This is a genomic window from Pseudoclavibacter chungangensis, from assembly GCF_013410545.1.
GTDB lineage: Bacteria > Actinomycetota > Actinomycetes > Actinomycetales > Microbacteriaceae > Pseudoclavibacter > Pseudoclavibacter chungangensis.
Genome location: NZ_JACCFV010000001.1, coordinates 3339365 through 3365252, shown reverse-complemented (window position 1 = coordinate 3365252; position 25888 = coordinate 3339365). Strand labels below are relative to the sequence as shown.

At 72.2% G+C, this 25888-nt stretch carries 21 protein-coding genes; 16 read left to right on the top strand and 5 right to left on the bottom strand.

All coding sequences use genetic code 11. The features are described from left to right. Positions 1–16: 16 nt before the first annotated feature. From HNR16_RS14860 to hemL, 3 genes are read left to right on the top strand one after another with little or no spacing between them, the layout of a single operon-like run. Positions 17–1126, top strand: a complete 1110-nt coding sequence (locus tag HNR16_RS14860; RefSeq protein WP_179558287.1) for a uroporphyrinogen-III synthase — start codon at positions 17–19, stop codon at positions 1124–1126. After that, positions 1123–2103 (top strand): porphobilinogen synthase, encoded by a 981-nt coding sequence (gene hemB / locus HNR16_RS14855; protein WP_158041477.1) that lies wholly within the window; start codon positions 1123–1125, stop codon positions 2101–2103. Before HNR16_RS14860 ends, hemB begins: the two co-directional genes overlap by 4 nt. Beyond that, positions 2100–3476, top strand: a complete 1377-nt coding sequence (gene hemL, locus HNR16_RS14850; RefSeq protein WP_158041478.1) for a glutamate-1-semialdehyde 2,1-aminomutase — start codon at positions 2100–2102, stop codon at positions 3474–3476. Before hemB ends, hemL begins: the two co-directional genes overlap by 4 nt. Before the next feature lie 28 nt (positions 3477–3504). On the opposite strand, the gene HNR16_RS14845 is transcribed toward hemL, so the two are convergent. After that, entirely contained in the window at positions 3505–4593 is a 1089-nt protein-coding gene (locus tag HNR16_RS14845) for a hypothetical protein (protein ID WP_179558286.1), read from the bottom strand. 347 nt (positions 4594–4940) lie between these two features. On the opposite strand from HNR16_RS14845, the gene HNR16_RS14840 reads away from it, so the two are divergent. Next, positions 4941–5597 carry a histidine phosphatase family protein gene (locus HNR16_RS14840; RefSeq protein ID WP_158041479.1) on the top strand — a complete coding sequence of 219 codons (657 nt, stop codon included), beginning with the start codon at positions 4941–4943 and terminating at the stop codon, positions 5595–5597. Between the two features lie 33 nt (positions 5598–5630). Here the strand turns inward: HNR16_RS14840 and HNR16_RS14835 are convergent, their stop codons facing one another. Next, positions 5631–6659 carry a helix-turn-helix transcriptional regulator gene (locus HNR16_RS14835; protein WP_158041480.1) on the bottom strand — a complete coding sequence of 343 codons (1029 nt, stop codon included), beginning with the start codon at positions 6657–6659 and terminating at the stop codon, positions 5631–5633. A 62-nt stretch (positions 6660–6721) separates the two neighbouring features. Here HNR16_RS14835 and HNR16_RS14830 point away from each other — a divergent pair, with 62 nt between their 5' ends. Together HNR16_RS14830 and HNR16_RS14825 are read left to right on the top strand one after the other, a co-directional pair. Continuing rightward, positions 6722–7906 (top strand): ATP-binding cassette domain-containing protein, encoded by a 1185-nt coding sequence (locus HNR16_RS14830; RefSeq protein ID WP_179558285.1) that lies wholly within the window; start codon positions 6722–6724, stop codon positions 7904–7906. After that, positions 7903–8718 (top strand): ABC transporter permease, encoded by an 816-nt coding sequence (locus HNR16_RS14825; protein ID WP_158041481.1) that lies wholly within the window; start codon positions 7903–7905, stop codon positions 8716–8718. Before HNR16_RS14830 ends, HNR16_RS14825 begins: the two co-directional genes overlap by 4 nt. A gap of 411 nt (positions 8719–9129) precedes the next feature. Here the strand turns inward: HNR16_RS14825 and HNR16_RS14820 are convergent, their stop codons facing one another. Together HNR16_RS14820 and HNR16_RS14815 are read right to left on the bottom strand one after the other, a co-directional pair. Further along, positions 9130–9801 carry an NAD(P)-dependent oxidoreductase gene (locus HNR16_RS14820; protein WP_158041482.1) on the bottom strand — a complete coding sequence of 224 codons (672 nt, stop codon included), beginning with the start codon at positions 9799–9801 and terminating at the stop codon, positions 9130–9132. Continuing rightward, on the bottom strand, positions 9798–10751 hold the full coding sequence (locus HNR16_RS14815) for an MFS transporter (protein ID WP_218868458.1): 954 nt from the start codon (positions 10749–10751) through the stop codon (positions 9798–9800). Before HNR16_RS14815 ends, HNR16_RS14820 begins: the two co-directional genes overlap by 4 nt. 367 nt (positions 10752–11118) lie before the next feature. Between HNR16_RS14815 and HNR16_RS14810 the strand changes: the two genes are divergently transcribed. The 6 genes from HNR16_RS14810 to HNR16_RS14785 all read left to right on the top strand — a co-directional run bounded on the left by HNR16_RS14810 (position 11119) and on the right by HNR16_RS14785 (position 17305). Then, the gene (locus HNR16_RS14810; RefSeq protein WP_158041483.1) at positions 11119–11709 is read left to right on the top strand and encodes a TetR/AcrR family transcriptional regulator; all 591 of its coding nucleotides are present in this window, start codon (positions 11119–11121) and stop codon (positions 11707–11709) included. 368 nt (positions 11710–12077) lie between these two features. After that, on the top strand, positions 12078–12476 hold the full coding sequence (locus HNR16_RS19065; protein WP_158041484.1) for a sensor histidine kinase: 399 nt from the start codon (positions 12078–12080) through the stop codon (positions 12474–12476). A gap of 137 nt (positions 12477–12613) precedes the next feature. Then, complete coding sequence (locus HNR16_RS14800) at positions 12614–13798, top strand: hypothetical protein (protein WP_158041485.1); 1185 nt, start codon at positions 12614–12616, stop codon at positions 13796–13798. After that, positions 13795–15396: a VWA domain-containing protein gene (locus HNR16_RS14795; RefSeq protein ID WP_158041486.1), complete on the top strand. Its 1602-nt coding sequence runs from the start codon at positions 13795–13797 to the stop codon at positions 15394–15396. The genes HNR16_RS14800 and HNR16_RS14795 overlap by 4 nt, the downstream gene beginning before the upstream one ends. Next, complete coding sequence (locus HNR16_RS14790) at positions 15393–16280, top strand: hypothetical protein (protein WP_179558284.1); 888 nt, start codon at positions 15393–15395, stop codon at positions 16278–16280. Before HNR16_RS14795 ends, HNR16_RS14790 begins: the two co-directional genes overlap by 4 nt. After that, the gene (locus tag HNR16_RS14785; RefSeq protein ID WP_179558283.1) at positions 16280–17305 is read left to right on the top strand and encodes a toxic anion resistance protein; all 1026 of its coding nucleotides are present in this window, start codon (positions 16280–16282) and stop codon (positions 17303–17305) included. The genes HNR16_RS14790 and HNR16_RS14785 overlap by 1 nt, the downstream gene beginning before the upstream one ends. A 54-nt stretch (positions 17306–17359) precedes the next feature. Here the strand turns inward: HNR16_RS14785 and trhO are convergent, their stop codons facing one another. Further along, a complete protein-coding gene (gene trhO, locus HNR16_RS14780) occupies positions 17360–18265 on the bottom strand; it encodes an oxygen-dependent tRNA uridine(34) hydroxylase TrhO (protein ID WP_158041487.1) in 906 nt (301 codons plus the stop codon). Between the two features lie 67 nt (positions 18266–18332). Between trhO and HNR16_RS14775 the strand changes: the two genes are divergently transcribed. The 4 genes from HNR16_RS14775 to HNR16_RS14760 all read left to right on the top strand — a co-directional run bounded on the left by HNR16_RS14775 (position 18333) and on the right by HNR16_RS14760 (position 25862). Beyond that, positions 18333–18899 carry an acyl-CoA thioesterase gene (locus HNR16_RS14775; RefSeq protein WP_225737936.1) on the top strand — a complete coding sequence of 189 codons (567 nt, stop codon included), beginning with the start codon at positions 18333–18335 and terminating at the stop codon, positions 18897–18899. A gap of 78 nt (positions 18900–18977) precedes the next feature. Further along, on the top strand, positions 18978–20102 hold the full coding sequence (locus HNR16_RS14770; protein ID WP_225737937.1) for a DNA-3-methyladenine glycosylase family protein: 1125 nt from the start codon (positions 18978–18980) through the stop codon (positions 20100–20102). A 72-nt stretch (positions 20103–20174) separates the two neighbouring features. Continuing rightward, entirely contained in the window at positions 20175–21125 is a 951-nt protein-coding gene (locus tag HNR16_RS14765) for a carbohydrate kinase family protein (RefSeq protein ID WP_158041488.1), read from the top strand. A gap of 69 nt (positions 21126–21194) precedes the next feature. Further along, positions 21195–25862: an aldehyde dehydrogenase family protein gene (locus HNR16_RS14760; protein WP_158041489.1), complete on the top strand. Its 4668-nt coding sequence runs from the start codon at positions 21195–21197 to the stop codon at positions 25860–25862. Positions 25863–25888: the final 26 nt, after the last annotated feature.

Here is a 25888-nt window from a genome sequence, read left to right as displayed (position 1 = left end):
TGAAGGGAGCGTCGGGATGGAACGACCACTCAAGGGGTGGAAGATCCTCGTGCCGCGTGGCGGAACCTGGGGACAGGACGTGGGCGACGCCGTCCGCGCCCGGGGCGCGTTCCCCATCGTCGCGCCCCTCATCAACTTCGCGAGCCCGAGCCCCGACGACGCGCGGACGCTGGGCGCGGCCCTGCATCGGCTCGAACAGGACATGTACGACTGGGTGGTCGTGACGAGTGCGACGGCCGTCGACGTCATGCACTCCCTCGGCGTGCACGTGCCCGACCACACGCTCGTCGCCGCGGTCGGCGAGACGACCGCCGCGGCACTCTCGGCGGCGGGGTACCGCGTCGATTTCGTCCCCACGCACGACAACTCCGCGAAGGGCATGCTCGTCGAGTGGCCCGAGGCGGCGCGCGGCATGCCGCCGATCAACGTGCTGTGGCTGCGCAGCGAGATCGCGAAGCCGGTCGTCGCGAACGGGCTCGCCCGGCGCGGCCACCGGATCGACTCGGTCGTCGCGTACCGCACGGTCGGCGTCCCCGTCGCCGAGAGCATCCGCTACGACGTGAGCAACGAGCGCATCAAGGCGATCCTCGTCACCTCCGGTTCCGTCGCGACGCAGGTGTACCGGCAGTTCGCGCCCGTGCGGCCCGGCATCAGGCTCGCGGCGATCGGCCCTCGCACCGCGAAGGACGCTCGCAGCCTCGGGCTGCGCATCGACGTCGTCGCGAAGCACCGCTCCATCGCGTCGCTCCTCGACGGCCTCGAATGGCTCGCGACCGGCGCCGTCATGCAGGACACGGCGGTGCTCGACCTGCGCGCGATCATGGACCTGCAGCAGACGGGGGAGATCCCGCAGGACTGGCGCGAGCGGCACGAGGCGTCCACCGCGGGGCGCAGCCGCGAGGACGCCCCCGCCCCCTCGCCGGCCACCGACGCGCCCGACGCGGCGGCGGCCGCGAAGGCCGGAAAGGCCGCCGAGGCCCGGCGGGTCACCGAGCCCGTGCAGATCGTCGAGCACACACAGACCACCGAGCCCGGCGAACACACCGACGAAACGCACGCGAGCGATCCCGCGACGAGCGCCGAACCCGCGAACCCTCCGACGACCACACAGAAGGACCAGTCATGAGCCCCACCATCCGTCCGCGTCGACTCCGTGCCGGTGAGGCCGTGCGCCGGGCCGTGCGCGAGGTGCGCGTGCACCCCGCGGAGCTCGTCCTCCCGCTCTTCGTGCGTGAGGGCCTCTCGGAGCCCGTCGCGATCGGATCGATGCCGGGCGTCGTGCAGCACTCGCTCGACTCGCTCCGCGAGGCCGCCGTCGAGGCCGCCGAGGCGGGCGTCGGGGGCGTCATGCTCTTCGGCGTGCCCGAGCACCGCGACGCGACCGGCTCGGGAGCGACCGACCCCGACGGCATCCTCAACGTCGCGACGCGAAAGCTCGCCGAGGAGGTGGGCGACGTCATCGTCGTCCAGACCGATCTGTGCCTCGACGAGTTCACCGACCACGGCCACTGCGGCGTGCTCGACGACCGAGGCCGCGTCGACAACGACGCGACGCTCGAGCGCTACGACGACATGGCCCTCGCGCAGGCCGAGGCGGGCTCCGGGCTCATCGGCATGTCGGGCATGATGGACGGCCAGATCGCGTCCGCGCGCGAGGCGCTCGACACGCACGGCCACTCGGACGTGCCGCTGCTCGCGTACTCGGCGAAGTACGCGTCCGTCTTCTACGGGCCGTTCCGCGAGGCCGTCGACTCGCAGTTGCAGGGCGACCGGCGGACGTACCAGATGGACCCCGCGAACCGGCGCGAGGGCATGCGCGAGACGCTGCTCGACATCGACGAGGGCGCCGACATCGTCATGGTGAAGCCCGCGCTGCCGTACCTCGACGTGCTCGCCGACGTGGCGGCCGAGTCGATCGTTCCCGTCTGGGCCTACCAGGTGTCCGGCGAGTACGCGATGATCGAGGCCGCCGCGGCGAACGGCTGGATCGACCGCCAGCGCGCGATCGCCGAGTCGATCACCGCGATCCGTCGGGCCGGCGCCGACGCCGTCCTCACCTACTACGCGACCGAGTACGCACGCACGCTGAAGGAGACCCGATGACCGTCGACCGCACCGAATCCGCCCACTGGTTCGAGCGGGCGCAGACCGTGACGCCCGGCGGGGTCAACTCGCCCGTGCGCGCCTACGGTTCGGTCGGCGGGGTGCCCCCGTTCCTCGCCTCGGGTTCGGGCGCGGTCGTGACCGACGTCGACGGCAACGAGTACGTCGACCTCGTGTGCGGTTGGGGGCCGCTGCTGCTCGGCCACGCGCACCCGCAGGTCGTCGAGGCCGTGCGCGAGCAGGCCGCGAAGGGCCTCTCGTTCGGTGCGCCGTCGACCGTCGAGGTCGAGCTGGCGGAGGAGATCGTCTCGCGCATCGCGCCGGTCGAGCAGGCACGGCTCGTGTCGACGGGCACGGAGGCGACGATGACGGCGCTGCGCCTCGCGCGCGGCGTCACGGGACGCGACCGGATCATCAAGTTCGCGGGCTGCTACCACGGGCACTCCGACGGCCTGCTCGCCGCGGCCGGCTCGGGGCTCGCGACGCTCGCGCTGCCCGGCTCGGCGGGCGTACCCGCCGACGTCACGGCGCAGACCATCGTCGTGCCGTACAACGACCTCGAGGCCGTGCGCGCCGCGTTCGAGGCACACCCCGGCGAGATCGCGGCCGTCATCACCGAGGCCTCGCCCGCGAACATGGGCGTCGTCCCGCCCGCGCCGGGCTTCAACCGCGCGCTCGCCGACGAGGTGCGCCGTCACGGCGCGCTGCTCGTGTGCGACGAGGTGCTCACCGGATTCCGCACGGGCCCCGCGGGCTGGTGGGGCGAGGAGCAGGCCGGCCGGGGGAGCGGTGGCGTCGCCTCCGCCGGCTGGCAGGCCGACCTCTATACGTTCGGCAAGGTCATCGGCGGCGGCATGCCCGTCGCCGCGCTCGGCGGCTCGCGCGAGATCATGTCGCACCTCGCGCCGCAGGGATCGGTGTACCAGGCGGGCACGCTCTCGGGGAATCCCGTCGCGTGTGCCGCGGGGCTCGAGACGCTTCGGCTCGCGGACGCCGGCGTGTACGCGGCCGTCGACCGTGCGGCGGACGAGGTCGTGTCGCTCGTGTCGGGCGCGCTGCAGGCCGAGGGCGTCGCCCACGCCGTGCAGCGCGTCGGCAACCTGTTCGGCTTCGCGTTCGGCGACGGCGCGGCACTCGGGTGGACCGGCGAGAGCGGCGGCCCGGCCGACGAGTCGCAGGTGAAGCGGCAGGAGGCGTACCGCTACGCACCCTTCTTCCACGCGATGCTCGACGGCGGCGTCTCGCTCGCACCGAGCGTGTTCGAGGCGTGGTTCTGCTCGGCCGCCCACGACGACGCGGCGCTCGAGCGGATCGCGGCCGCCGTGCCCGCGGCCGCGCGGGCCGCCGCCGCGGCGCGACCCGACGAGGGCTGAGGCTCCTCGCGGGCCGCGCCACGCGTGATCAGTCGACCGGCAGCGCGTAGCTGACGCGCTGCTCCGCGCCGCACGAGTCGGTGACCGTGATCGAGAACGTGAGCGTGCGCTCGGGCTGCCCGGTCACGAGCTCGCTCGTGGCGGCCGAGGGGTCGACGACGCCTGCGGCGGCACCGCTCGCGGCGACGCGCGCGTCGAACTCCGCGTCGCTCGTGATGCGCGAGTCGTATGGCACGGTCGGGACGAGGAGCCCCTCGGTCACGACGAAGGTCTCCGACCAGTAGGTGCGCTCCCGCTCGACCGTCTGCGTGCCGCGGTCGACCTCGACCCCGTCGACGATCTCCGTCCAGTGCACCTCGGTCGGGGTCACGGTCGAGTCCGTGAGCCGGAACACGGCACCCGCCTCGACAAGGCGCTCGTACACCTCGGCGGGGATGCCCGAGACGCCGGCACGGTTCCCGCTCGTGAGCGCGACGCTCGGCGAGAGCCCTTCGAGGCCCAGCGGGTCGGGCGTGCACGTCGGTGTCGGCGTCGTCGGCTCGGGCGTGGTGGGTTCGGGCGTGGTCGGTTCCGGTGTCGTGGGTTCGGGTGTCGTCGGTTCGGGTGTCGTGGGTTTGGGCGTCGTGGGCTCGGGTGTGGTCGGTTCGGGTGTGGTCGGTTCCGGTGTCGTGGGTTCGGGTGTCGTCGGTTCCGGCGTGGTGGGCTCGGGCGTCTGCGTTGTTGGCGCCGGCGTCGTGGGTTCCGGAGTGGTGGGCTCGGGCGTCTGCATGGTGGGCGCGGGCGTCGTCGAGCCGGGTGTCGTCGTGCCCGGCGCGTCCCTGGCGGGCGCACCGGTCGTCGTGGGCGGCGCGCTCGGTGCCGTCGTCGTGCAATCGGGCTCGCTCGCCTGCGCGGGCGCGGCACCGGAGACGGCGCCGAACGCGAGCGCTCCGACGAGCACGGCGACGGTCAGGGACAGTCCCGCTGTGCGCGTTCCCCGGCGCTCCGGGTTCCGGCGCAGCGCGAGCAGCGCGAGCGCGGTAGCCACGAGGACCAGGCCGATGCCCGCGAGACCGAGGGCGAGTGACCCGTCGAGCGGGCCGGTGGTCGCGAGGACACAGGGATCGGAAGGGTGCACGAGAACTCCGGGACGTTCGTGGCGCCCGCGGCGCCGGGGGGACGAGCGACGCGAACGAGCAGGAGACGGGGCCACCTGCATCGCGCGTCGGATCGGGCGCCAACAATCCTGAGTGTTTCCGGTGAGCCGTGCGAGCCCCGCATTCCACGGGCCCACCCGACGGGCACGCGTGATCGAGCCCGCCGAGGCGAGAAGTGCTCGACACGGGACGGTCGCCGTCCGGCCGTTCGACGGTGGTCGATGTGCCCGAACGAGGCGCGGATGAGAGCATGGGCACCTGTCCGCGCAGACAGGGCCACGCCGGGGGACGGGCCCGGCTCGCGGCTCGTCGATCGATCGGAGTGTACGTGCGACTCATTCTCATCCGCCACGGTCAGACGCCGTCGAACGTGGCGGGTCTGCTCGACACCACGGTGCCGGGGGCGCCGCTCACCGAGTTCGGTGAGCGGCAGGCCGAGGCGCTCGTCACGCTGTTGGAGGGGGAACGGGTCGACGCCGTGTTCGCCTCGTCGCAGGTGCGCGCGCAGCAGACCGCCGCGCCGCTCGCGGTCGCGCGCGGGCTCGAGGTCGTCGTGCGGCCGGGCCTTCGTGAGATCGGTGCGGGCACGCTCGAGATGCGTTCGGACGGCGACGCGGTCGGCGCGTACGCGGCGACGATCGCGTCGGTCGCGGCCGGACGGCTCGATGCGGCGAACCCGGAGGCCGAATCGGGCCACGATCTCATCGGCCGCTTCGACGGGGTCGTGGAGGAGATCGCCGGTCTCGGGCACGAGTCCGTCGTCGTCGTGAGCCACGGCGCGATGCTCCGCACGTGGACGGGGCTGCGCGCCCAGAACCTGGATGCTGCGTTCGTCGCCGCGAATCCACTCCCGAACACCGCGATCGTCACGCTCGACGGGGACCCGGGTGCGGGTTGGCGGGCGCACTCGTGGGACGGTGCCCGGATCGGTGCGCACGGTGCGCCCGCCGGGGTGCCGCGCGTGCGCGGCGAGCGAGGGTTCTGACGCGAGCGGCCCGCCGCGCCGGACCTCGCACGCTCAGCCGTCGACGGTACGGACGGGGCCCGCGTCGTCGGCACCGTCCGCACGCGGCTCCGGCGGTGCGGCGTCGAGCGCGCGGAGCACGCGCACGAGGGACTCGCGCATCGCCGCGCGATGCGGTTCGGGCAGATCGGTCGTGAACTCGACGCCCTCGGGCACGTAGAGCATGCCGTAGAGCGCCTCGCGCCAGTCCGCGCCGCCGAGCGGCCACCGGGTGTGCGCCTCGTCCTCGGCGCTCGCCCCCTCGGCCCATGCACCGAAGTGGGCGACGACGTCGTCGAGGGGGAGCGACATGACAACCTCGGCCTCGACGCGCTGTCGGTACATGGAGGTCGCGATGAGGATCAGCTCCTCCGCCTCGTCCTCGCTCAGGGGCCGCGGGCTGAAGGTCGTGCGCGTCCGGTCGAGCGTGCCGATGCGGTCGACGCGCAAGGTGCGCCACGCCCCGCGGTCGAGGTCCCACGCGATGAGGTACCAGTTGCGGCGCGCCGGCGCGAGCAGGTGCGGCTCGACGAAGCGGCGCGTGTCGGCGCCGTCGGCGGCGGTGTAGTCGAAGCGGATGCGCTCGTGGTCGCGGCACGCGAGCGCGAGGTCGCCGAGCACGTCCGGCGAGACGGGCGCGCCCTGCCCGGTCGCGACGGGGTGCATCGTGCTCGTGAGCGCGTTGACGCGGCGCCGCAGTGGCCCCGGCAGCACCTGCTCGAGCTTCGCGAGCGCCGTGAGGGTCGTGTCGGGCCCGGCGAGAAGGCGCTGGGCGGCCGCGAGGCGGAGACCGACGGCCATCGCGACGGCCTCCTCGTCGTTGAGGAGGAGCGGCGGGAGGGCGCTGCCCGCTTCGAGTCGGTAGCCGCCCGTCGCGCCGCTCGAGGACTCGATGCGGTACCCCAGGGTGCGCAGCCGCTCGACGTCGCGCCGCACGGTGCGCTCCGTCACGCCGAGCCGCTCGGCGAGCTCGGGGCCGAGCCAGTGGCGGTGCGTCTGCAGCAGGTTCAGGAGCTCGAGGGCCCGGGTCGTCGTGTCGCTCATGCCAGCGATTCTGCCTCGTGATGCGGACAGGATCGGTCCGCATGTGGTTTTACCGTGCCCACATGACTCACGAAGCGATCATCGAAACCGATGGACTCACGAAGCGATTCAGGAAGGGGAAGTCGGACGTCACCGCGGTCAGCGAGCTGTCGTTCGCGGTCGGCGCCGGCGAGCTCGTCGCCTTCCTCGGGCCGAACGGGGCGGGGAAGTCGACCTCCCTGCGCATGCTCACGACCCTCGTCCGCCCGACGAGCGGCACAGCGCGTGTCGCCGGGCACGACATCCTGCGCGACCCGGCGGGCGTCCGGAGTCGCATCGGCTCGGTCGGCCAGCTCACGAGCGGCAGCCACGCGCAGCGCGTGCGCGACGAGCTGCGCAGCCAGGGCGCGTTCCACGGTCTGTCCCGCCGGGACTCGCGCCGCCGGGCGGACGAACTCATCGCGTCGCTCGATCTCGGCGGGTTCGCCGATCGGACGGTGCAGCAGCTCTCGGGCGGTCAGAAGCGCCGGCTCGACGTCGCGCTCGGGCTCGTGCACGCGCCCGGGTTGCTGTTCCTCGACGAACCGTCGACGGGGCTCGATCCGCAGAGCCGCGAGAACCTCTGGCAGCACATCCTCGACGTCCGCGAACAGCACGGCACGACCGTGTTCCTCACGACCCACTACCTCGAGGAGGCGGACCGCTTCGCCGAGCGCGTCATGGTCATGGACCACGGCAGGGTCATCGCCGACGACACCGCCTCGCACCTCAAGGCGAAGCTCACCGGTGACGTGCTGACGCTCGGGTTCGCCACGCCGGATGCGACCGTGCGAGCCGTCGGCGTGCTCGCCGGGCTCGCGGCCGCGACGCCGAGGCGCAGCGACGCGAGCACGATCGAGCTCACGGTCGCGGGCGGCGACGAGCTGCTGCCGCGCGCCGTCCGCGTGCTCGGCGCCGAGGGCATCGAGGTCGTGCGCGCGACGTGCGTGCCGCCCACGCTCGACGGCGTCTTCCTCGCACTCACGGGACGCTCCCTGCGGGACGGGCCGGCCGCCGCGAGCGAGGGGCCCGACACACACGGGGCACCCGATGTACACGAGGCACCCGACGCGGATGCGGCACCCGACGCGCACGCCGCCCCCCGCTCGGCATCCGTCGCCGGCGACGAGCCAGGGGCCGCACCGACCGGAACGACCGGACTCCCGGCGACCGACCGAGCCACCACCCGCGCCGCCGAGGCGGCCCAGCAGACCGGAGCGAAGCGATGACCGCGACCCACACGCCCCCGACCACGCCACATACGCCCACGGTTGCGCCGCCACGGCGCAGCTCACTCGCCCGCGACACGTGGAACGTGTTCGTCCGCGAGCTGCGACCGGTCGTCCGCGACCCGTTCTCGCTCATCTTCAGCCTCGTGCAACCGCTCGTGTTCCTCGGCCTGTTCGCGCCGCTCCTCGCGGGCGAGACGGGCGCGGGAACGAGCGAGACCCTGCGATGGTTCGTGCCGGGCGTGCTCGTCATGATCGTGCTGTTCGGCACGGGCGCGACGGGGTCGAACCTGCAGTTCGAGATGATGACCGGCTCCCACGAGCGCACCCTCGTCGCCCCGATCGCCCGGTCGTCACTGCTCGTGGGCCGAGCGCTCAAGGAGATCGCGCCGATCGTCGTGCAGGCGGTGGTCATCGTGCTGCTCGCCTGGCCGTTCGGGTTCGCGGCGAACGTCGCGGGGCTCGCACTCGGGATCGTGCTGCTCGCGGTGTTCGGCGTCGGGCTCGGCTCGCTCTCGTACGCGCTCGCCCTGCAGACGAAGGATCGCGAGTGGCTGTTCTGGGGCGTGCAGCAGACGCTCCTGTTCCCCCTCATGATCCTCTCCGGCATGCTGCTGCCGATCGAGGAGGGGCCGGCGTGGATGCGTGCGGTCGCCGCGGTGAACCCCGTTCGTTGGCTCGTGTCGGCCGAGCGGGCGCTGCTCGCGGGCGACTTCGGCACACCCGATGTGCTGTGGGGTGTCGTCGCCGCGCTCGGGCTCATGATCGTCGGGCTCGCGGTCGGCATCCGCGCCATGCGCCGCAGCAGCTGATGCTCGCGTGATGCCCCGCCCGAGCGGGCGGGGCACCCGCGTGGTCGCGGCCCGCGCCCGCCGCGGTCCCGACGCCGCCGTGTCGGGGAGATGCGGACGTGCGGGGCGATCTCGCTGACGGTCATGAACCACAGCGCTTGCATCCGGTGGAAGTGCTGGGTGAATCCGGCGTCGACGCTGAGCCTGACGAGTTCGTCCAGCCAGGGCATCATCATCCCCGTCAGGTCTTCCTCGAGGCGGAGCACGTGCGCCGGTTCCGCATAGCGCATGTCCGCGAGTCCGGGGCATTGTGTCGGTCGGCGAGGATCCGGGAGTGATGCCAGAACGCTTGATCCGGCACATAGTGGGTAACGGCCGAGTACCACCACCAACGGCGAACACCCATCGAGAGAACTGGTGCTTTCGGTGACATCACTCGAAGACCTCGACCGGCCAGGAGATCAAATGGGTGCCTTCATCCTCGTCGGTGATGACCTCCGTGACCGCTGCGCCGAAGTCGGCATAACTGATCGCTCGTCGGGTGAACGCAGTCTCGTCCGCGGAAGGGGCGACTCGTTCCCAGCATTCTGTCGTCGGCCCCTCCGGTCGGTAGACGGGCGGCGGGATCAGATAGGCCCATTCCGATCCTGCGTCGCCCGCTTCGAGGTGATCGCGCAGCACCGCGTGTGCTCTCCCGCGCGGGAGGGTGGGTTCCGAGAACCCGGGGTCCTGCCAGAACCGCCGTCCGTCGGGAAGTCGAAGTGCTCCTGCCCCGCCGACCGTCACGATCCGTGACGGAGCGCCGTTGGCCTTGGTGCTTGCCTCGATGAGTCGATCATGCACCGCAACGAGTTCGGTTGGGGCGATGTCGTCACGCAGTCGGATCGCGTTCACCGCGACGTCGAAGCCGTGCATGGTTTGCGTGAGACTGGTGCGCTCGTCGACGTTCACGACCGTCGAGGTCAGCGATGCAGCGGTCTTGGCGAGCCGGGCGGTGTCCGCCTGATCGCGCAGCGCAGCGGTCGCCTCGATGCCCGCGGGGAGATGGGCGAGGATGGCGGCTCCAGTGCGGCCGGTCGCGCCGAGAATCAGGATGCGAGTCATGCAGTTACCTCCGACGCGGCTGTGCGGGTGAGACGGGCGAACCCGGTGAGGCTGGCGACCGCGATCACCATGAGCGCGGCGAGACCGACGAGCAGAATCGGGAAACTCAAGCCCAGCTGGGCAGTCAATGGGCCGATGCTGGCCCCGAGGAACAGTACGAACCCGTTGAGCGCCATCCCACCGGCACGGTTCGGGGCGGCGGTCTCGCCGAACAGTGTGATCATCGCGGGCACAGCGAGTGCGACCCCGGTGACGAACACGAGACTCGCGAGCGCCGCACCGATGAGGAATGCGGAGAGTGTGGCTTCGAGCAGCAGCCCCACCGCGGCAAGTGCGAATCCCGTCCGCGCGACGCCTGCACCGCCGAGCCGCTTCGCGAGGGCACCCGCGAACAAGGAGGCGAACATGCCCGGCAACCCGACGAGGCGGAGCCAGATCACTTGTGAAGCGTCCAGGCCGAGATCCGCCAGGTGCGGGCCGAGGCCGGTGTACATGCCGACGAACGACAACAGCAGGGTCAGGTGCGCGACGCTCAGCAGCAGCACCGAGGGCCGGGCGGCGACCCTCCCGACCGCTGCGAAACGACGTACCAGATTCGCATCTTCTCTGCGACTGCCTGGCTCTGTGACGAGCACGGCGATGCCGATCATGCAGAGGCCGAGCCCGATGCCGGAGAGGATGAATACCCACTGCCAGCCCAACGTCAGGCTGAGCGCGGTGGCGAGCACCTGGCCCGCGATCCCGGCCGCGAGGAACGCCGTCGACATGGCCCCGATCGCCGTTGCCCGACGCTTCAGCGGGGTCGCTTCGGCGAGATATGCGAGCGCGACGGGCGCGAAACTGGACGCCATCACTCCCTGTACTCCGCGCAGCCCAGCGAGCATCGGCACCGTGGAGACGAAGGCGCAGGCGATGGTCGCGGCGGTGAGGAACACGAGGCCGATGACCATGACCCGCTTTCGCCCGTACTGGTCGCCAGCGGTCCCCAGATCAAGAACCCGACCGCGGAGCACAGGCTGAAGACCGTCGAGAGTGCGAACGTCACCTCCGAGTCGAGTTCTGCACCGATCGGGGCGATCAACGGGATCGCCGCGTACAACTGCGTGAGCACCAGCAGCGCCGTGACCACCAGCAGCGCGACCACGCCGTTCCCTGCCGGGTGCTCGCGCGCATCGCCGACTCCGAGCATCTGTTCTGTCGAGTTCCCGGACACCATCGCCCCTTTCCAACGTTTGCGTTGGGTTTGACCGTAGTAGCCTGCTTTCAAAGATGCAACGTGATCGTTGGGTTTATTGCACGAGATGGGAGGTAGGAGCGATGGGCTGGGATGTTGAGGGCAGGAAGCGCCGAATCCTCGATGCGGCGGTGGCCGAGTTCGCCGCGCACGGGCCGGACGGCACGACGATCGAGCGGATCGCGAAGGCCGCCGGGGTGAACAAGGAGCGCGTCTACACACACTTCGGGGGCAAGGACAAACTCTTCGCTACGGTCCTGCGCGAGGAACTGGCGAAGGTCGCCCGTGACGTGCCCGTCGAGTCGTTCGCCACCGAGGATGTCGGCGAGTATGCCGGTCGCGTCTATGACTACCACCGCGCGCACCCCGAGCTCGGACGGCTCATGCGCTGGGAAGGGCTCGCCTTCGACGCCGAAGTCCCCGACGAGGCCGAGCGTCGCGAATACTACGGATACAAGGTCGCAGCCATGAGCGACGGTCAGTCCACGGGTGCTGTGTCCAACGCCATCGACGCAGACCACTTGATGTTCCTCGTGCTCTCGCTCGCAGGCTGGTGGTCAGCGGTGCCACAGGTTGCCCGCATGATCACCGCGGCGGAAAGCGAAGCAGAACACGCACGCCGCCGAGCGTCCGTCGTCATGGCTGCGCGACGATTGGCCGCATCGCGCGATTGACGACAGAGCCGACAGAGCCCCGCCTATGCCGCAAGTGGTCGACATCCGAGCCGTGCGCCGACGCAACCGACGCGCGCGAGGTGCCCCGCTCGCTCGAGGGGGGCAACCCGGCCGCGGCCTGTGACCGTCACGGGCCGCGCCGCACGTGCGTCAAGAGATCGTGCGCGACGATCCGTCCGTGGCGACGCGGTGCACGGCGGGCATCGGGACGCGTGCCCGCTCGCCGGTTGCCACCGGCGCGCCAACGGCGACGGCGTCCGGCCCGTCGCAGTCCCGTCGCAGCCGTGGCCCGCCCGGGAACCACCAGTTGAACCGCCCGAACACCGCGACGAGCGCGGGCACGAGCGTAGGCGTTCGTCGTCGCGAGCGTGCGCCCGTCCGAACACCGCGACGAGCGCGGGCACGAGCATCCCGCGGACGATCTGCGCCGCTTCCTCGAGGACGCGTCGCACGAACTGCGTACCCCCGTCGCGACGGTGCGCGGCTACGCCGAGCTGTTCCGCCGCGGCGGGACAGCCGAGCCCGGCGCGCTCGCGACGGGCGAGGCGACCGACGCGAGCGAGGCGATCCTCGAGGTGTCCGACGACGGGCCCGGCCTGTCGCACGCGGTCGGCGCCGATCCGTTCGGGCGCTTCGTGCGCGAGCGAGGCGACCCGCCCGGTGCCCCCGCGGGCGGGGCGGAGCTCGGACTCGCGATCGTGCGTGCCTCGCCACGGCACACGGGGGCCGTGCCGAGGTCGTCTCCCCCGGGAGCGACGGCGGGCTGACGGTGCGGATCGCGCTTCAACGGCCGGGTCGTCCGGCGGGGTGACCCACCGCCCACGGAGCGTGACCCGCTGTTCACCTACCGGCAATAGCGTCTGGCTGGAGCCGCACATCGTCGGCGGGGACACAGAGGGGGCTCGTGAAACTCCGCGCACCACACATCGTCGGCATCGCGCTGCTCGCGATCGGCATCATCGCCGTGCTCGTCGTGCAGCTCACGGGCCTCGGGAAGTCCGCCACGAACGGCTTCGGCCTGACGACCGTCAACGGCGTCGTCGGCAGCGAGAAGGCCGCGTTCTTCGCCGATCCCGAGGTGCAGAAGGTGTTCGCCGACAACGGCCTGCGGGTCGACGTGACGACCGCGGGGTCGTGGTCGATGGCCGAACGCCCCGGGCTCACCGACGGCGACTTCGCGTTCCCCGCCTCCGAGGTCGCGGCGCAGCACATCGCCCAGGTGCACCCCGACGCGGTCGTCGGCACGCACGAACCCTTCTTCTCACCCATGGCGATCGCGACGTTCGAGCCCGTCCTGCGCGTGCTCGCCGAGAGCGGCGTCGCCTCGCAGGGCGCCGACGGCCGCTGGACGATCGACATGGCCGCGTACCTCGAGCTCGTGTCGACCGATGTGCGCTGGAACCAGTTGCCGGGCGCGGCGGGCGTCTACGACTCGCCCCGCAGCGTGCTCATCACGTCGACCGACATCCGTACCTCGAACTCGGCCGGCATGTACCTCGCGCTCGCGAGCTACGTGCTCGGCGGCGACCGCGTCGTGAGCACGGTCGAACAGGCCGACGAACTGCTCCCCGCGCTCACCCACCTGTTCGTCTCGCAGGGCTACGCGGGCGCCTCCTCGGCCGCACCGTTCGCCGACTACCTTTCGCAGGGCATGGGCGCCGTCCCGATGGTGATGATCTACGAGGGCCAGTTCCTCGAGGAACAGCTCAAACCGAACTCGCGCATCCAGCCGAACATGGTGCTCGCGACGCCCGGCCCGACGATCTTCAGCGCCCACACGGGCGTCACGTTCTCGGAGGGCGGCGAGCAGGTGATGCGCCTGCTCGAGACCGACGCCGACCTCGCGCGGCTCCTCGCGGCGCACGGATTCCGCGCTCAGGGTGAGCACGCGGGCGTCTTCGACGCGTTCATCGCCGAGCAGGGGCTCAGCGACGCCTACGCGCCCTCGTCGTCGTTCGTGAACATCGCGCAGGAACCCGCGTACGAGACCCTCGACTACCTGCTCACCCGCATCGGTGAGGCGTACACGCTCTCGGGCGCGCCGCCGCCGACCGAGGAATCGACCGAACCGCCGGGAGGCACCCCGTGACGACCGCCCCGCACCGACTGCGACGGCTCCTCCCGCGGCTCGCGGCGGGCCTCGCGCTCGCACTCGCCGTGCCCGCGACGCTCACGGGCTGCTCGTCCGACGGCGACGTGCTGCGGATCCTCGCGGGGTCGGAGGTGCAGGACATGCAGCCGATCCTCGACGACCTCGAACGCGAGACGGGCGTCCGCGTCGAGTTCGAGTTCATGGGCACGCTCGACGGCACCGAGGCGCTGCTGAGCGCGAGTGAGGACCGTGCCTGGGACGCGACGTGGTTCCCGTCCAACAGATACCTCTCGCTCTTCCCCGAGGGCCAGTCGCTCATCGACCGCTCCGAGTCGATCATGCGCTCGCCCGTCGCGTTCGGCGTCAAGCCGGACGTCGCACAGCGCCTCGGCTGGAGCGACGACGCGCAACCGACGTGGCAGGACATCGTCGCCGCGATCGAGGCGGGCGAGCTCACGTACGGCATGACGAGCCCCGTCTCGTCCAACTCGGGCTTCACGACGCTCGTGCAGCTCACGACGGCCCTCTCGGGCACGGGCACGGTGCTCGAACCCGCCGACATCGAGCGCACGACGCCGCAGCTCGAAGGGTTCGCGGCTGGGCAGCAGCTCGCCTCGGGGTCGAGCGGCTGGCTCGCGGAGCGCTTCGCGGAGCAGCCCGACCTCGTCGACGGGGTCTTCAACTACGAGTCGGTCCTGCGCGGCACGACGGTCGGGGGCCAGGAGCTGCAGGTGGTCATCCCCTCGAACGGGGTCGTGACGAGCGACTACCCGCTCACGCTGCTCGCGGGCGCGAACGAGGACAAGACGGCCTCGTTCACGAAAGCCGTCGAGTACCTCCTGCGCGACGACGTGCAGGAGCGCATCGCGAACGAGACGCTGCGGCGCACGACGGCGACGCCGCCGAGCGTCGACGCGACCGTGTTCGAGCTGCCCTTCCCGAACCAGCTCGACACGGTCCAGAGCCTTCTGACGACGTGGGTCGGGTCGATCAAGAAGCCCTCGAACATGGTCTTCGCGATCGACACGTCCGGCTCGATGGGCGAGGGCGATCGCATGGACCAATTGCGTGCGGCGCTCGGGGTGCTCTCGGGCGAACAGGACTCCACGTCCGGGCAGCTCCTGAAACTCCAGCCGCGCGAGCGCATCACCTACCTCGAGTTCGCGGCGTCCATCAAGTCGGAGTTCACGGTCGACATCCCGAGCGACGAGGCGGGCTACGCGAGCGCGCTCGCGACGATCAACGAGCGCACCTCGAGCTATTCGCCGCAGGGCGGCACGGCGATCTACGACACGCTCGAGACCGCGTACGAGCAGGTGCTCGCGGGCGCCGGTGACGACCGCATCAGCAGCATCGTGCTGTTCACCGACGGCGAGAACACCGACGGGATCGACGCGAGCACCTTCCGCTCGCGACACGAGCAGCTCGTGCGTGACCACCCCGAGGTCGCGAGCGTCCCCGTCTTCGTCGTGCTGTTCGGCGAGGGGGATGTCGACGAGCTCACCTCGCTCGCCGAATCGACCGGCGGCCGGGCATTCGACGGGACGTCGACATCGCTCTCGAGCGTGTTCCGCGAGATCCGGGGTTACCTGTGACCAAGCGCGGCGCGGGGAGCGGCGCGCGCCGCGCGATCCCGTGGCTCATCGGTATCGGCGGGGCGCTCGCCGTCGCCGCGCTCCTGTGGCTCGGGCTCGGCTTCGGGCCGATCGTCGCGGGCGTCATCGGCGTCGCCACCGGAGCGGGCGGTGCGCTCGTGTTCTCGCCGCTCGCACCGTCCCACCTCGAGCTCGGCGGCCCGCCGCCCGCGACCGTCGCCGAGACGCTCGCGCGCGTCGAGGAGGCCGTCGACGAGACGGAGCGCACGACCGCGCGGCTCACGAACCGGCAGCTCTGGCAATCGGGGGCCTTCACGGCCCGCGTCGACGAGCTCCTGCAGGGCATGCGCGGGCTCGCCCGCACCACCGCGCTCGCGTCGCGCCCGACGGTCGACGGCGACGTGAACATGCTCTACCTGCTCGCGACCGACTATCTGCCCGCGATCGTGAACCTCGCGATCGAGCACGATCGCATGCACTCCGCCTTCTCGGGGCGTGCGTCCCGCCAGCAGGTCGAGCAGAACGTGCACGGCCTCGAACAGCAGGTCGCCGTGCTCGGGGAGGCGCTCGATCGCGTCGAGACCGACGTCGTGCGCGGCTCGACGCAGAGCGTGTACGAGCACGCCGCGTTCCTCGAACTGCGCTTCGGGCAACTCGACACCGGCTCGGTGCTCGACGTGTCGCGGCCCCTGCCGCCCCTCGACGGGCCGACCGGCGCAGGCGATCGGGGCCGCGGGGGTCACGCTGGCGGGGCTCAGGGCACCGGGAACTCGGGTATCGCGGCCGCCGACCCCCTCGACCTCGGGCGACCGCTCGACCCCGGATCCGACATCACGACCTCGGACGGCGACGGCGGCACACCCGGACTCCCGGGCGGGCGCTGATGGTCGACTCCCGGCTCCGGCTCGCGGCGCCGGGCGCGGCCCCCGAACTCGGCGCCGGGGAGATCGTCGACGACGTGACGGCCGCCGAGCTCGACGGGCTGCTGCCCCCGCTGCCCGAGGCGGTCGAACGCGAGCTCCCGCGCCGGGCCGAGCTGTGGCTCGCGGGCCTCGACGCCGTCCCGCGTCGCTCGCCCGACTACGCGGCGCGGATCCGCCAGATCGAACATGTCGGCCGTCAGGCGCTCGGCGGCACCGCGGAGGCGCTCGGCCGGTTCCTCCAGGCCCGCCGAAAGCGCGGGCAGGGCCTCCCGGGCGGGGGCACGACGGCGATCGCCGATCGGCTCGGCGAGCTCGCGCGGCTCCTGGACACACTCGGGGCAACCGGTGCGCGGGCCCCGCGCGAGCGGCGCAAGCGGGAGGCCGCGCTCGTGCGCGTCGACGAACTGCTCGTCCTCCTTGAGCGTGATCAGGACGGACTCCGACGCGACAACGCCGTCCTCTCGGTCGAACGCCGCGCACTGTGGGACGGGCTCGTCGAGCTCGAGACCCACGAGCGATTGCTCGCGGAGCTCGACCGGGTCGTGTCCGAGCGCATCGCCGTACTCGAACGCGCGGGCGACCCCGACGCCGCCGTCCTCGACGGCGAGGTGCGCTTCGTCGTGCGTGGACGCCGTGCGGAACTCCGCACGCAGCTCGCGGTGGGCGCGCAGTCCTACCTCGCGATGGACGTCGTGCGCGCGGGCAACACCGCGCTCCTGGACGGCGTCGAACGGGCGCGCACCTCGGCGCTCGCGGCGGCGCGCACGGCGGCCGTCGTGACGCGCGCGCTCGGCGAGCGCGACGGCGACGCCGCACGTGCGCTCGCCGAGGCCGGACGGATCGTGTCGGGCGTCCGGCAGGGGGCGGACGAAGCCGACGGTGGGCTCGCGGCGACGCTCGAACGCCTCGGCGCGCGTGCGGGGGCCGGCGCGAGCGCGTCCTCGGCCGTGGGCGGCGGCGCGGTGTCACGATCACGGAGGCGCTGAGGCGCGGAAGCACTGAGGTAGCCAGGCCGGGCGCGATGTGCTGCGGCCTCGACGTCAGGCGGTCCCCACGTGGTCGGCGCACCGGATCGCAGCGGCATCGTCGTCGCACGCCTCGCACACGACGAGCCGCTCACGACAGGCGGGATCGTCGCAATTGCGCAGCCGGTGCGTGGGGGCGCCGCAACCGCGGCAGCGGCCGAGCATGGCCTCGCCGGGGCCGAACGTGACGTGCTCGCGCGCATCGAACACCGTGAGCGCGCCCTGCCACAGGCCGTCGTTCCCGAACCGTTCGCCGTAGCGGACGATGCCCCCGTCGAGTTGGTACACGCGCTCGAACCCCCGCTCGCGCATGAGCGCGGAGAGCACCTCGCACCGCACGCCGCCAGTGCAGTACGTGACGACGGGCCGCTGTTTGAGCTCGTCGTAGGCCCCGGACTCGAGCTCGGCGACGAAGTCGTGCGTCGTCGAGGTGTCGGGGACGATCGCGCCCGCGAACCGCCCGATCTCGGCCTCGATCCGATTGCGCCCGTCGAAGAAGGCGACGTCGGGCTCGGCCGCGACGAGCTCGTGTAATTGCTCGGGCGTCAGGTGCTCGCCACCCCCGACGACGCCGTGCTCGTCGACGCGCAGCTCGCCCGGTGCACCGAACGACACGATCTCGTCACGCACCCGGACGCTCAGGCGCGGGAAGTCGAGGCTCGCGCCGTCGTCGTCGAGGCCCGATCCCGCCGACCACTTCATGTCGACGTCGCGGAACGGGGCATACGACTTCGTCCGCCGGACGTATCGCTTGCACGCGTCGAGGTCACCGCCGACCGTGCCGTTGATGCCGTCGCGCGAGATGAGGATGCGGCCGCGCAGGCCGAGCGACTCGCACAGCTCCCGCTGCCACAGCCGGATCGCCTCGGGGTCCGGCAGCGGCGTGAAGACGTAGTAGAGCAGGATCTTCGCGACGGGCACGGGGCGATTGTAGGGGTGCGACAGAGGATTGCCGTGACGTCGCGGCCCCGTGCCTACGCTGTGCGACGTGAAGTACCCGCTCCGCATGCTCCTCGTCTGGCTCCGCACGCTGCGCCTCCGCGCCGTCCCGATCGGTGGGGTGTCACGCATCCCGCTGCGCGTCGCGCTCAAGGACCTCGACGTCATGCGTCACATGAACAACGGCACCTATCTCACGCTGCAGGACCTCGGGCGCACCGACTGGATGTTGCGGACGGGGTTGTTCCGGCGGTTCCAGGAACGCGGCTGGGGCGCCGTGGTCGTCGCGCAGACGATCACCTACCGCTCGTCCCTCCACTACCGCGAGCGGTTCCTGCTCGAGACGCGGCTCATCGGTGCCGATGAGAAGGCGGTGTTCATGGAGCAGCGCTTCACGGTCGACGGGCAGATCCGCGCCCGCTCGTTCGTGCGCGCACGGTTCGTGAAGCGCGAGGGCGGCACGGTCACGATGGCGGAGCTGCGCGAGGCGGTGCCCGAGATCGAGACCTTGGACCTGCGCCTGCCCGCGTGGATCGAGCCGTGGGCGGCTGCGACCGCGCTGCCCCCGTCGAAGGCCGACGCCCCGAGCGTGTGGACCGGCCCCGGGGCCGAGTGAGCGTGCGGACGCACGGACGGATTCACCTCGCTCGCGTGTGCGCGGGGTCGTGTCCGTGGGGGAACCTAGCCTGATCGCATGAGCAGCAGAGCGGTGTCCCTCCGCATCGACGGTGCGGTCGATCCCACCGAGCCCGTGCGTGCGCTCGGCGGGGTCGAAGGAGATTCAGCCGGTACCGGTAGCGGTGCCGGTACGGCCGGTACGGCCGGTGCGCGTGCGATGCACGACGAACCCCGCGTCGTCGATCACTACGAGCCGCGCGAGCCGGTCGATCTGCACGCCACACTCTCGCCGCTGTTCCGCGGTCAGGCCGATCCCACGTACCGGGTCGACGCGACGAGCGGCGATGTTTGGCGCACGTGCCGCACCGAGCTCGGGGGGGCCACCGTGTGCTTCCGTCAGAGCCGGACGGGCGTGCGCATCGTCGCGTGGGGGCCGGGCGCCGAGCGAGCCGTCGAGCTCGCGCCCGAGCTGCTCGGTCGCGGCGACGACTGGTCCGGCCTCGATCTGCGGGCGGCGCCGTGGCTCGCCGAGGTGCGGCGACGTAATCCCGGGCTGCGGCTCCTGCGCACGAATTCGGTGTTCGACGCGCTCGCGCCCGCGGTGCTCGAGCAGAAGGTGACGGGGCTCGAGGCGCATCGTGCCTGGCGCGCGCTGCACCTCGCCGTCGCGCAGCCGGCGCCGGGGCCCGTACACCTCGTGCCGAACGGCATGACCCTGCCGCTCTCGCCCGACGAGTGGCGGCACATCCCGTCGTGGCGCTGGCACCGGGCGGGCGTCGACCGCGCGAGGTCGAGCACGATCGTGCGCGCTGCGCCGCTCGCCGCGGCCCTCGAGCGCACGCTCGACGTGCCCGGCGCGCGCTCCGCCCCGGGGGCCGCACCGCGGGGCCTCGAGGCCGATGCGGCCGAGGAGGTCACGCGTCGCCTGCGTTCCCTGCCCGGCGTCGGCGTGTGGACGGCGGCCGAGACGACGCAGCGCTCGCACGGCGATCCGGACGCCCCCAGCTTCGGCGACTACCACCTGGCGGCAGCCGTGGGGTGGGCGTTCACGGGCGGCCCGGTCGACGACGACGGCATGCGCGAGCTGCTCGAGCCGTGGCGCGGGCACCGGCAGCGCATCATGCGGCTCCTCTCACGCAGTGGGCGCGGCAAGCCGCGACGCGGTCCGCGCATGACGGTGCAGGATCACCGAGACCACTGAGATCGACCGTTCCAGCCCGCCCACCCGACGCGCGGCAACCGCGCGTTCGAGTGCGGGTGACAGAATCACCGCGTGTCCCCGCTCAGCTCGTCCGCCGCCCTCCCCGTCCCCGGTGCGCCACTCGTCGTCATCGGTGACGCGTACATCGACGAGCTCTACGACGGCCGCGGCCACGTGCTCGCGACGTTCGTCGGTGGGTCCGGCGTCAACGTCGCGACCGACCTCGCCCACCTCGGTGTCCCGACGCGCCTCGTGACGTCGCTCGGCGACGACGAGGGCGCGGAACGCATCACGGGCCACCTCGAGGAGTACGGCATCGAGGTGATCCCGACGCGCAGCGACGCAGGTACGGGGCTCGTCAAGAACGAGACCGTCGGCGGTGTGACGCGTTCGTGGTTCGACGACGCGGCCCGCAGGCGCAAGGTGCGCTTCGACGAGCACCAGCTCGAAGCGATCGGCGTCGCCCCCTACGTCGTGGTGGCGGGATTCCCGTTCGACGAGCGCAAGCAGCAGCGTCGCCTGCTCGAGGCCGTCCGGCAGCCGCACAACCGTCTGCTGCTCGACGCGAACCCTCGCGCGGGCCTCATCGCCGACCTCGACGAGTTCCGCGTGAACTTCGAGCGCCACGCATCCGGTGCACTCCTCGTGCACCTCGGCACGGGCGACGCCGACCTCGTGTTCTCGTCGCCCATCGACGAGGCGTCGAGCGACCTCCTCGACCTCGGCGCCGCGAACATCCTCGCGACCGAGGGACGCCACGGTGGGCGATGGGTGAACCGGCACGGGATCGACTCGTGGGTGCCGGCCGTCGAGCCCGACGTGCAGGTCGCGGACACGCTCGGCGGCGGCGATGCGGCGTTCGCCGTCGCGGTAGAGGCCGTCGTCCGTGACGGCATCCCGACGACCCCCGCGGACGCGAGCCGGGTTCTCGATCGTGCGATGGCGTTCGCCGGTGCGACGGTGCGCCGGTACGGCGGCGGCGTGCAGGACGTGGAGGAGCTGCCGAGCGGCGCGCGCCGCTGATCGGCGTCTCCGTCGGCACGACTCGGCGCGTCCGACGGATCGTGCAGCCTCGGTCGTTATGGTCGCTCTATGCGGCCACCTTCCGACTCCGACGACCAGGACGCCGCCGAACACGCAGCACGCGCGGGACGGGGCGCGCAGCGACGGCAGACGAGCGGCATCGGGCGACGCGAATTCGAGGACGTCGACGCACGACGCGTCGAGCGTGCCGATCTCGTGCGCTCGATCATCCGCAAGCGTCGCGACGCGGCCACGGCCGAGGAACGACTTCCCGAGGAGGAGCGCACGGGTGACGCGGCCCCGGGCGGGCCGGACGACACGGTGCAGCTCCGTCGAGGCCGCCGGGCGGCGCCGGGTACCGAGCGTGGCATCGTCGCGTCGGTCAGCAGGGCGGGTGACGTCGCCGACGACGCGGCCGCGGGGGAGGCGCCGCGGGCGTTCGACGACGGCCCCGCGTCGCCGGTGGGGTCCGCCGCGACGGTCGGTGACGGCGAGGCCGTCGTCATCGTGCCGGGTGGGGTGCCCGCGCCGGGGGAACCCGACACGTCGGAGACGGTGCAGGTCGATCGGAGCGAATTGCGTCGTGCGGCCGCCGCACCCGATGCGCCCCACGCGGTGTCCGCGGAGAAGACGGTGCGCATCGATCGCGAGGAACTGCGCCGAACCCGCGGCCCGGGGGCCGCGTCGACGGCCGTGCCGGACACCTCCGACACGGTCCGGATCGATCCGCTCCGGCATCGTGCCGCGGATCCGACCGTCGACGGTGTCGTGGACGATGCCGCCCCGGGGGGCGCCGGGCACGGAGCACCGGAAGCCGAGAACCCCTTCGCGCCGCCGACGGCCGTCATCCCCGTCGTCGAGGCGAGCTCGCTCTCCTCCCCCTCGGACGCGGCACCCATCGCGTTCGGCATCCTGCGTCGATGGCGCGCGGACGCGGAGACCGATCGACAGGCGCTCGCGGAGGCACAGGCGGAGGCCCGCAGCGAGCGTGCGCGTGACCATCTCGACCCGTCGGGCGATCTGCGCCGCGCGGCGGAGCAGCCCGGCGGCGGCGATTTCCTGCGCCACCTGCTCGACGACGTCGTCCGGCCCGAGGACGCCGTCGTCGCGGGCCAGCAGCTCGGCGACCTGAATGAGCGGATCCCCGCTGCCATGTCACGCCGTGCCCGTCTCGCGCTTCGGGCGGGTGCCTTCGCGGGGCCGGGCGTGCCGTGGCTCACGGCGCCGTTCGTGAAGCGGGTCGCGTGGGCGGTGTTCGGTCGTGAGGTCGTGACCGACACCACGGATGCGCGGTTGAACGCGATCGCGCACGCGCGCGAGATCGGTGCTATCCCGCGCGTGCGGCTGCTCGGTGATCCGGTGCTGGGCGAGCACGGGGCGCACACACGTCTGCAGCGCCTCGCCGCGCTCGTCGCGGACCCGACGGTCCCGGAGGTCGAGTTCACGCTCGCCGACGTCGATCCGCAGACCTCGCTGTGGGACTTCGACGGCGCGGTCGAGCGGATCGCCGCGAAGCTCGCGCCCGTGTACGCCGTCGCGCTCGACGCGCCGCAGCCGAACGGCGCACCGGGAACGGGATCGACGCTGCTCGTGCTGCGTGCGACGGGTTCGAGGGACCTCGAGCTCGCCGTGCAGGTCTTCCTCCGGCTGCTCGACGAGGACGCGCTGTTGCAATTGCCGATGGGTATCGCGATCCCCGCGGAGTTCCCCGAGACACCCGGGCTGCTTCGCCGCGTGAGTGGTCGCGCCCACATGCGTCGGGAGGATCTCGGCGCGCCGGTGACGGTGGCCGTCACGCACGCGGGCGACCTCGCGGCCGAGCGCGTGGACGCCGTGCTCGGCGGCTGGCGGCTCGCGAGCTTCGCCGAGGAGGGCGAGGTCGCGGCGAACACGGTCCGCCTGCTCGACCAGTTGCTGCACCCGGATCACGCGCCCGCCGTGCGCGCGGAGATAGATGCCGATCTGGCCCGCGAGGCGGCGCTCGCGATCGCGATCGGGCAGGCCCGCGGGCGACCCGACCCCGTGCGGGTCGTCGTCCCGGTCGGGGCGGGGGATCCGGCCGTCGAGCGGTTGCGGTCGGTGGGTGCGGAGGTCGTGCAGCGGCTGCCGCTCGTTCCCGACGAGTCGCTCCGCCCGGCCGTCGACTATCTGCTGCGGCGCGTGGATGTCGAGACGGCGTCCGCGTCGGCGCTCGAGTGGTCGGAGGCGTCGCTCGCGGGGCGCGAGTCGATTCATCCGGACGACGCGCGGCTGCTCGACGCGATCGGTCGCATGTTCCAGCTGCCCGGTGGGCAGAACCGCCAGCAGGAGCGCGTCGACGCCGATGACGCCGCGACGGTCACGGCGGGGATCGAGCTCGAACTGTTCCCCGACGGCCTGTTCGTCGACGAGGCCGAGCCGGCGGCCGTGGCGCCCGCGCCGCCGACGCCGACGCCGCGCGATGCTCCACGAACGACGGGCGCGGACGACGAACTCATCCCCGAACTCGCGCCCGTCGACGGCGAGTTCCTGCCGCCGGGTGCATCGGCCGCGCAGCGTCCGGTCGTGCCCGACGAGGCGACCGAGAACCCGGCGGAGACGGGCCCGAGCGCCCGGCTCACCGAGATCGTGCTCGGGCTGCGGCGTGGCCGCATCCTCCGGAACACGTTCCGCAATGCGCCCGACACGGACCTGACGATCCCGGCGAACCGTGAGTGGGCGTCGCGTGTGCAGCGTCGCGTCGCGCGCAGCGAGATCGGGGTCGAGGAGGCGCGACGTCTCGTCGTGACGTCGATCGAGCAGGTCGACGAGCTCGTCGCGCGTGCGGCGGCCGCGGCACCGGCGTGGCGCGATCAGGTGGGGTGGGAGCGCGCGGCGAACCTCGAAAAGGTCGCGAAGGCCCTCGAGGCGAACCGTGCCCGCCTCATCGAGGTGTCGATGAGCGAGGCGAGCGCGACGATCGCGGACGCGGATCACGACGTGAGTCGCGCGATCGACGTCGCGAATCACGCGGCGCACCTCGCGCGGCAGCTCGATCGCATGCAGGGGGCGGCGTTCCATCCGGTGGGGGTGAGCGTCGTCGCGACGCCGTGGTCGCCGCCGGTCGCGGGCGTGCTCGGTCCGGTGCTGACGGCGCTCGCCGCGGGATCGGCCGTCGTCGCGAAGCCGTCGCCTCGCACGGCGCGGATCGCTGCGGTCGCGATCGGTGTGCTGTGGGATGCGGGGATCCCGCGGGATCTGTTGCAGGTCGCGGTGTGTGACGAGCGTATCGTCACGGACGAGCAGCTCGGGCAGCGGCTCATCGTCGACGAGCGCGTCGAGCGTGTGCTGCTGAACGGCACGTGGGAGACGGCCCGCACGTTCCTGCAGTGGCGTCCGTCGCTGCCGCTCATCGCGGGGTCGGCCGGGAAGAACTCGATCGTCGTGACGCCGTCGGCGGACCTCGATCAGGCGGCGCGCGATGTCGCCGTGAGTGCGTTCCGCTCGACGGGTCAGCGGGCGGCGCATGCGGGCAGTGTGATCCTCGTGGGTTCGGTCGCGCGGTCGGCGAGGTTCCACGAGCAGCTCGCGGACGCCGTGACGTCGATGCGGCTCGGGTATCCGACCGATCCGGCGACGGCGATCGGGCCGCTCATCGCGCCGCCGGAGCCGGAGCTGCGTTTCGCGCTCACGGAGCTTGCCGAGGGGGAGAGCTGGCTCGTGGAGCCGCGGCAGCTCGACGACACGGGGCGTCTGTGGTCGCCGGGTGTGCGTGCCGGGGTGAAGGCGGGCAGCTACACGCACGTGACGGAGTTCTTCGGTCCCGTGCTCAGCATCATGCACGCGCTCACGCTCGGCGATGCGATCGCGATGCAGAACGCGACGCCGTATGGGCTCTCCGCGGGGCTGCATTCGCTCGACCGTGCCGAGATCGCGCGCTGGATCCAGGAGGTCGAGGCGGGCAATCTCATGATCAATCGGGATCTGCTCGGTGACATCGTGCAGCGGCAGCCGTTCGGCGGGTGGAGGCGGTCGGCGGTCGGTCGGTCGTACAAGACGGGTGGCCCGAATGCGCTCATGGCGCTCGGGACGTGGCGCATCGATCCGGGGCAGCAGTCGTCGACGCTGCATCTGCGCGGTCTCGACGAGAAGGCGGTGCGGCTCATCGAGGCGGCGCAGTCGTCGCTCGACTACGACGCGTTCGATCGGGTGCGGCGGTCGGCGTTGAGCGACCAGATCGCGTGGAACGAGGAATTCGGCGAGGTGAGCGACGTGTCGAACCTCGGCATCGAGCGGAACCTGCTGCGCTACCGCCCGGCGGCGGTGACGGTGCGTCTGGCGGAGGGTGGCGATCTCGCCGATCTCGTGCGCGTGCTCGTGGGGGCGCGCGTCGTGCGGGCGGTTCCCGACGTGTCGGTGCCGTTCCCGTTGCCCGTCGAGATCGCGGGGGTGCTCGACCAGTTGCAGTTCGTGGTGCGCGTCGAGGGCGACGAGGCGTTCGCGGAACGGACGCGCAGGCGTGAGCTCGATTCGTTGCGCATCAGGCTCATCGGTGGCGATCGGGCGGCGTTCCGCGAGTCGGTCGGTGGTGATCCGGATCTTGCGCTGTGGGCGGATCCGGTGACGAATGCCGGGCGGGTCGAGCTCTTGCCGTTCTTGCGGGAGCAGACGATCTCGATCACGGCGCACCGGCACGGACGCCCGGACGATCGCGTGGCGGAGCTGTTCCCGCACGAGAAGCTCGTCGACCCGGACGCGCCGATCGGGACCGACCTGTAGCTGATCTGGAGCGGGCCCCGCGGCTC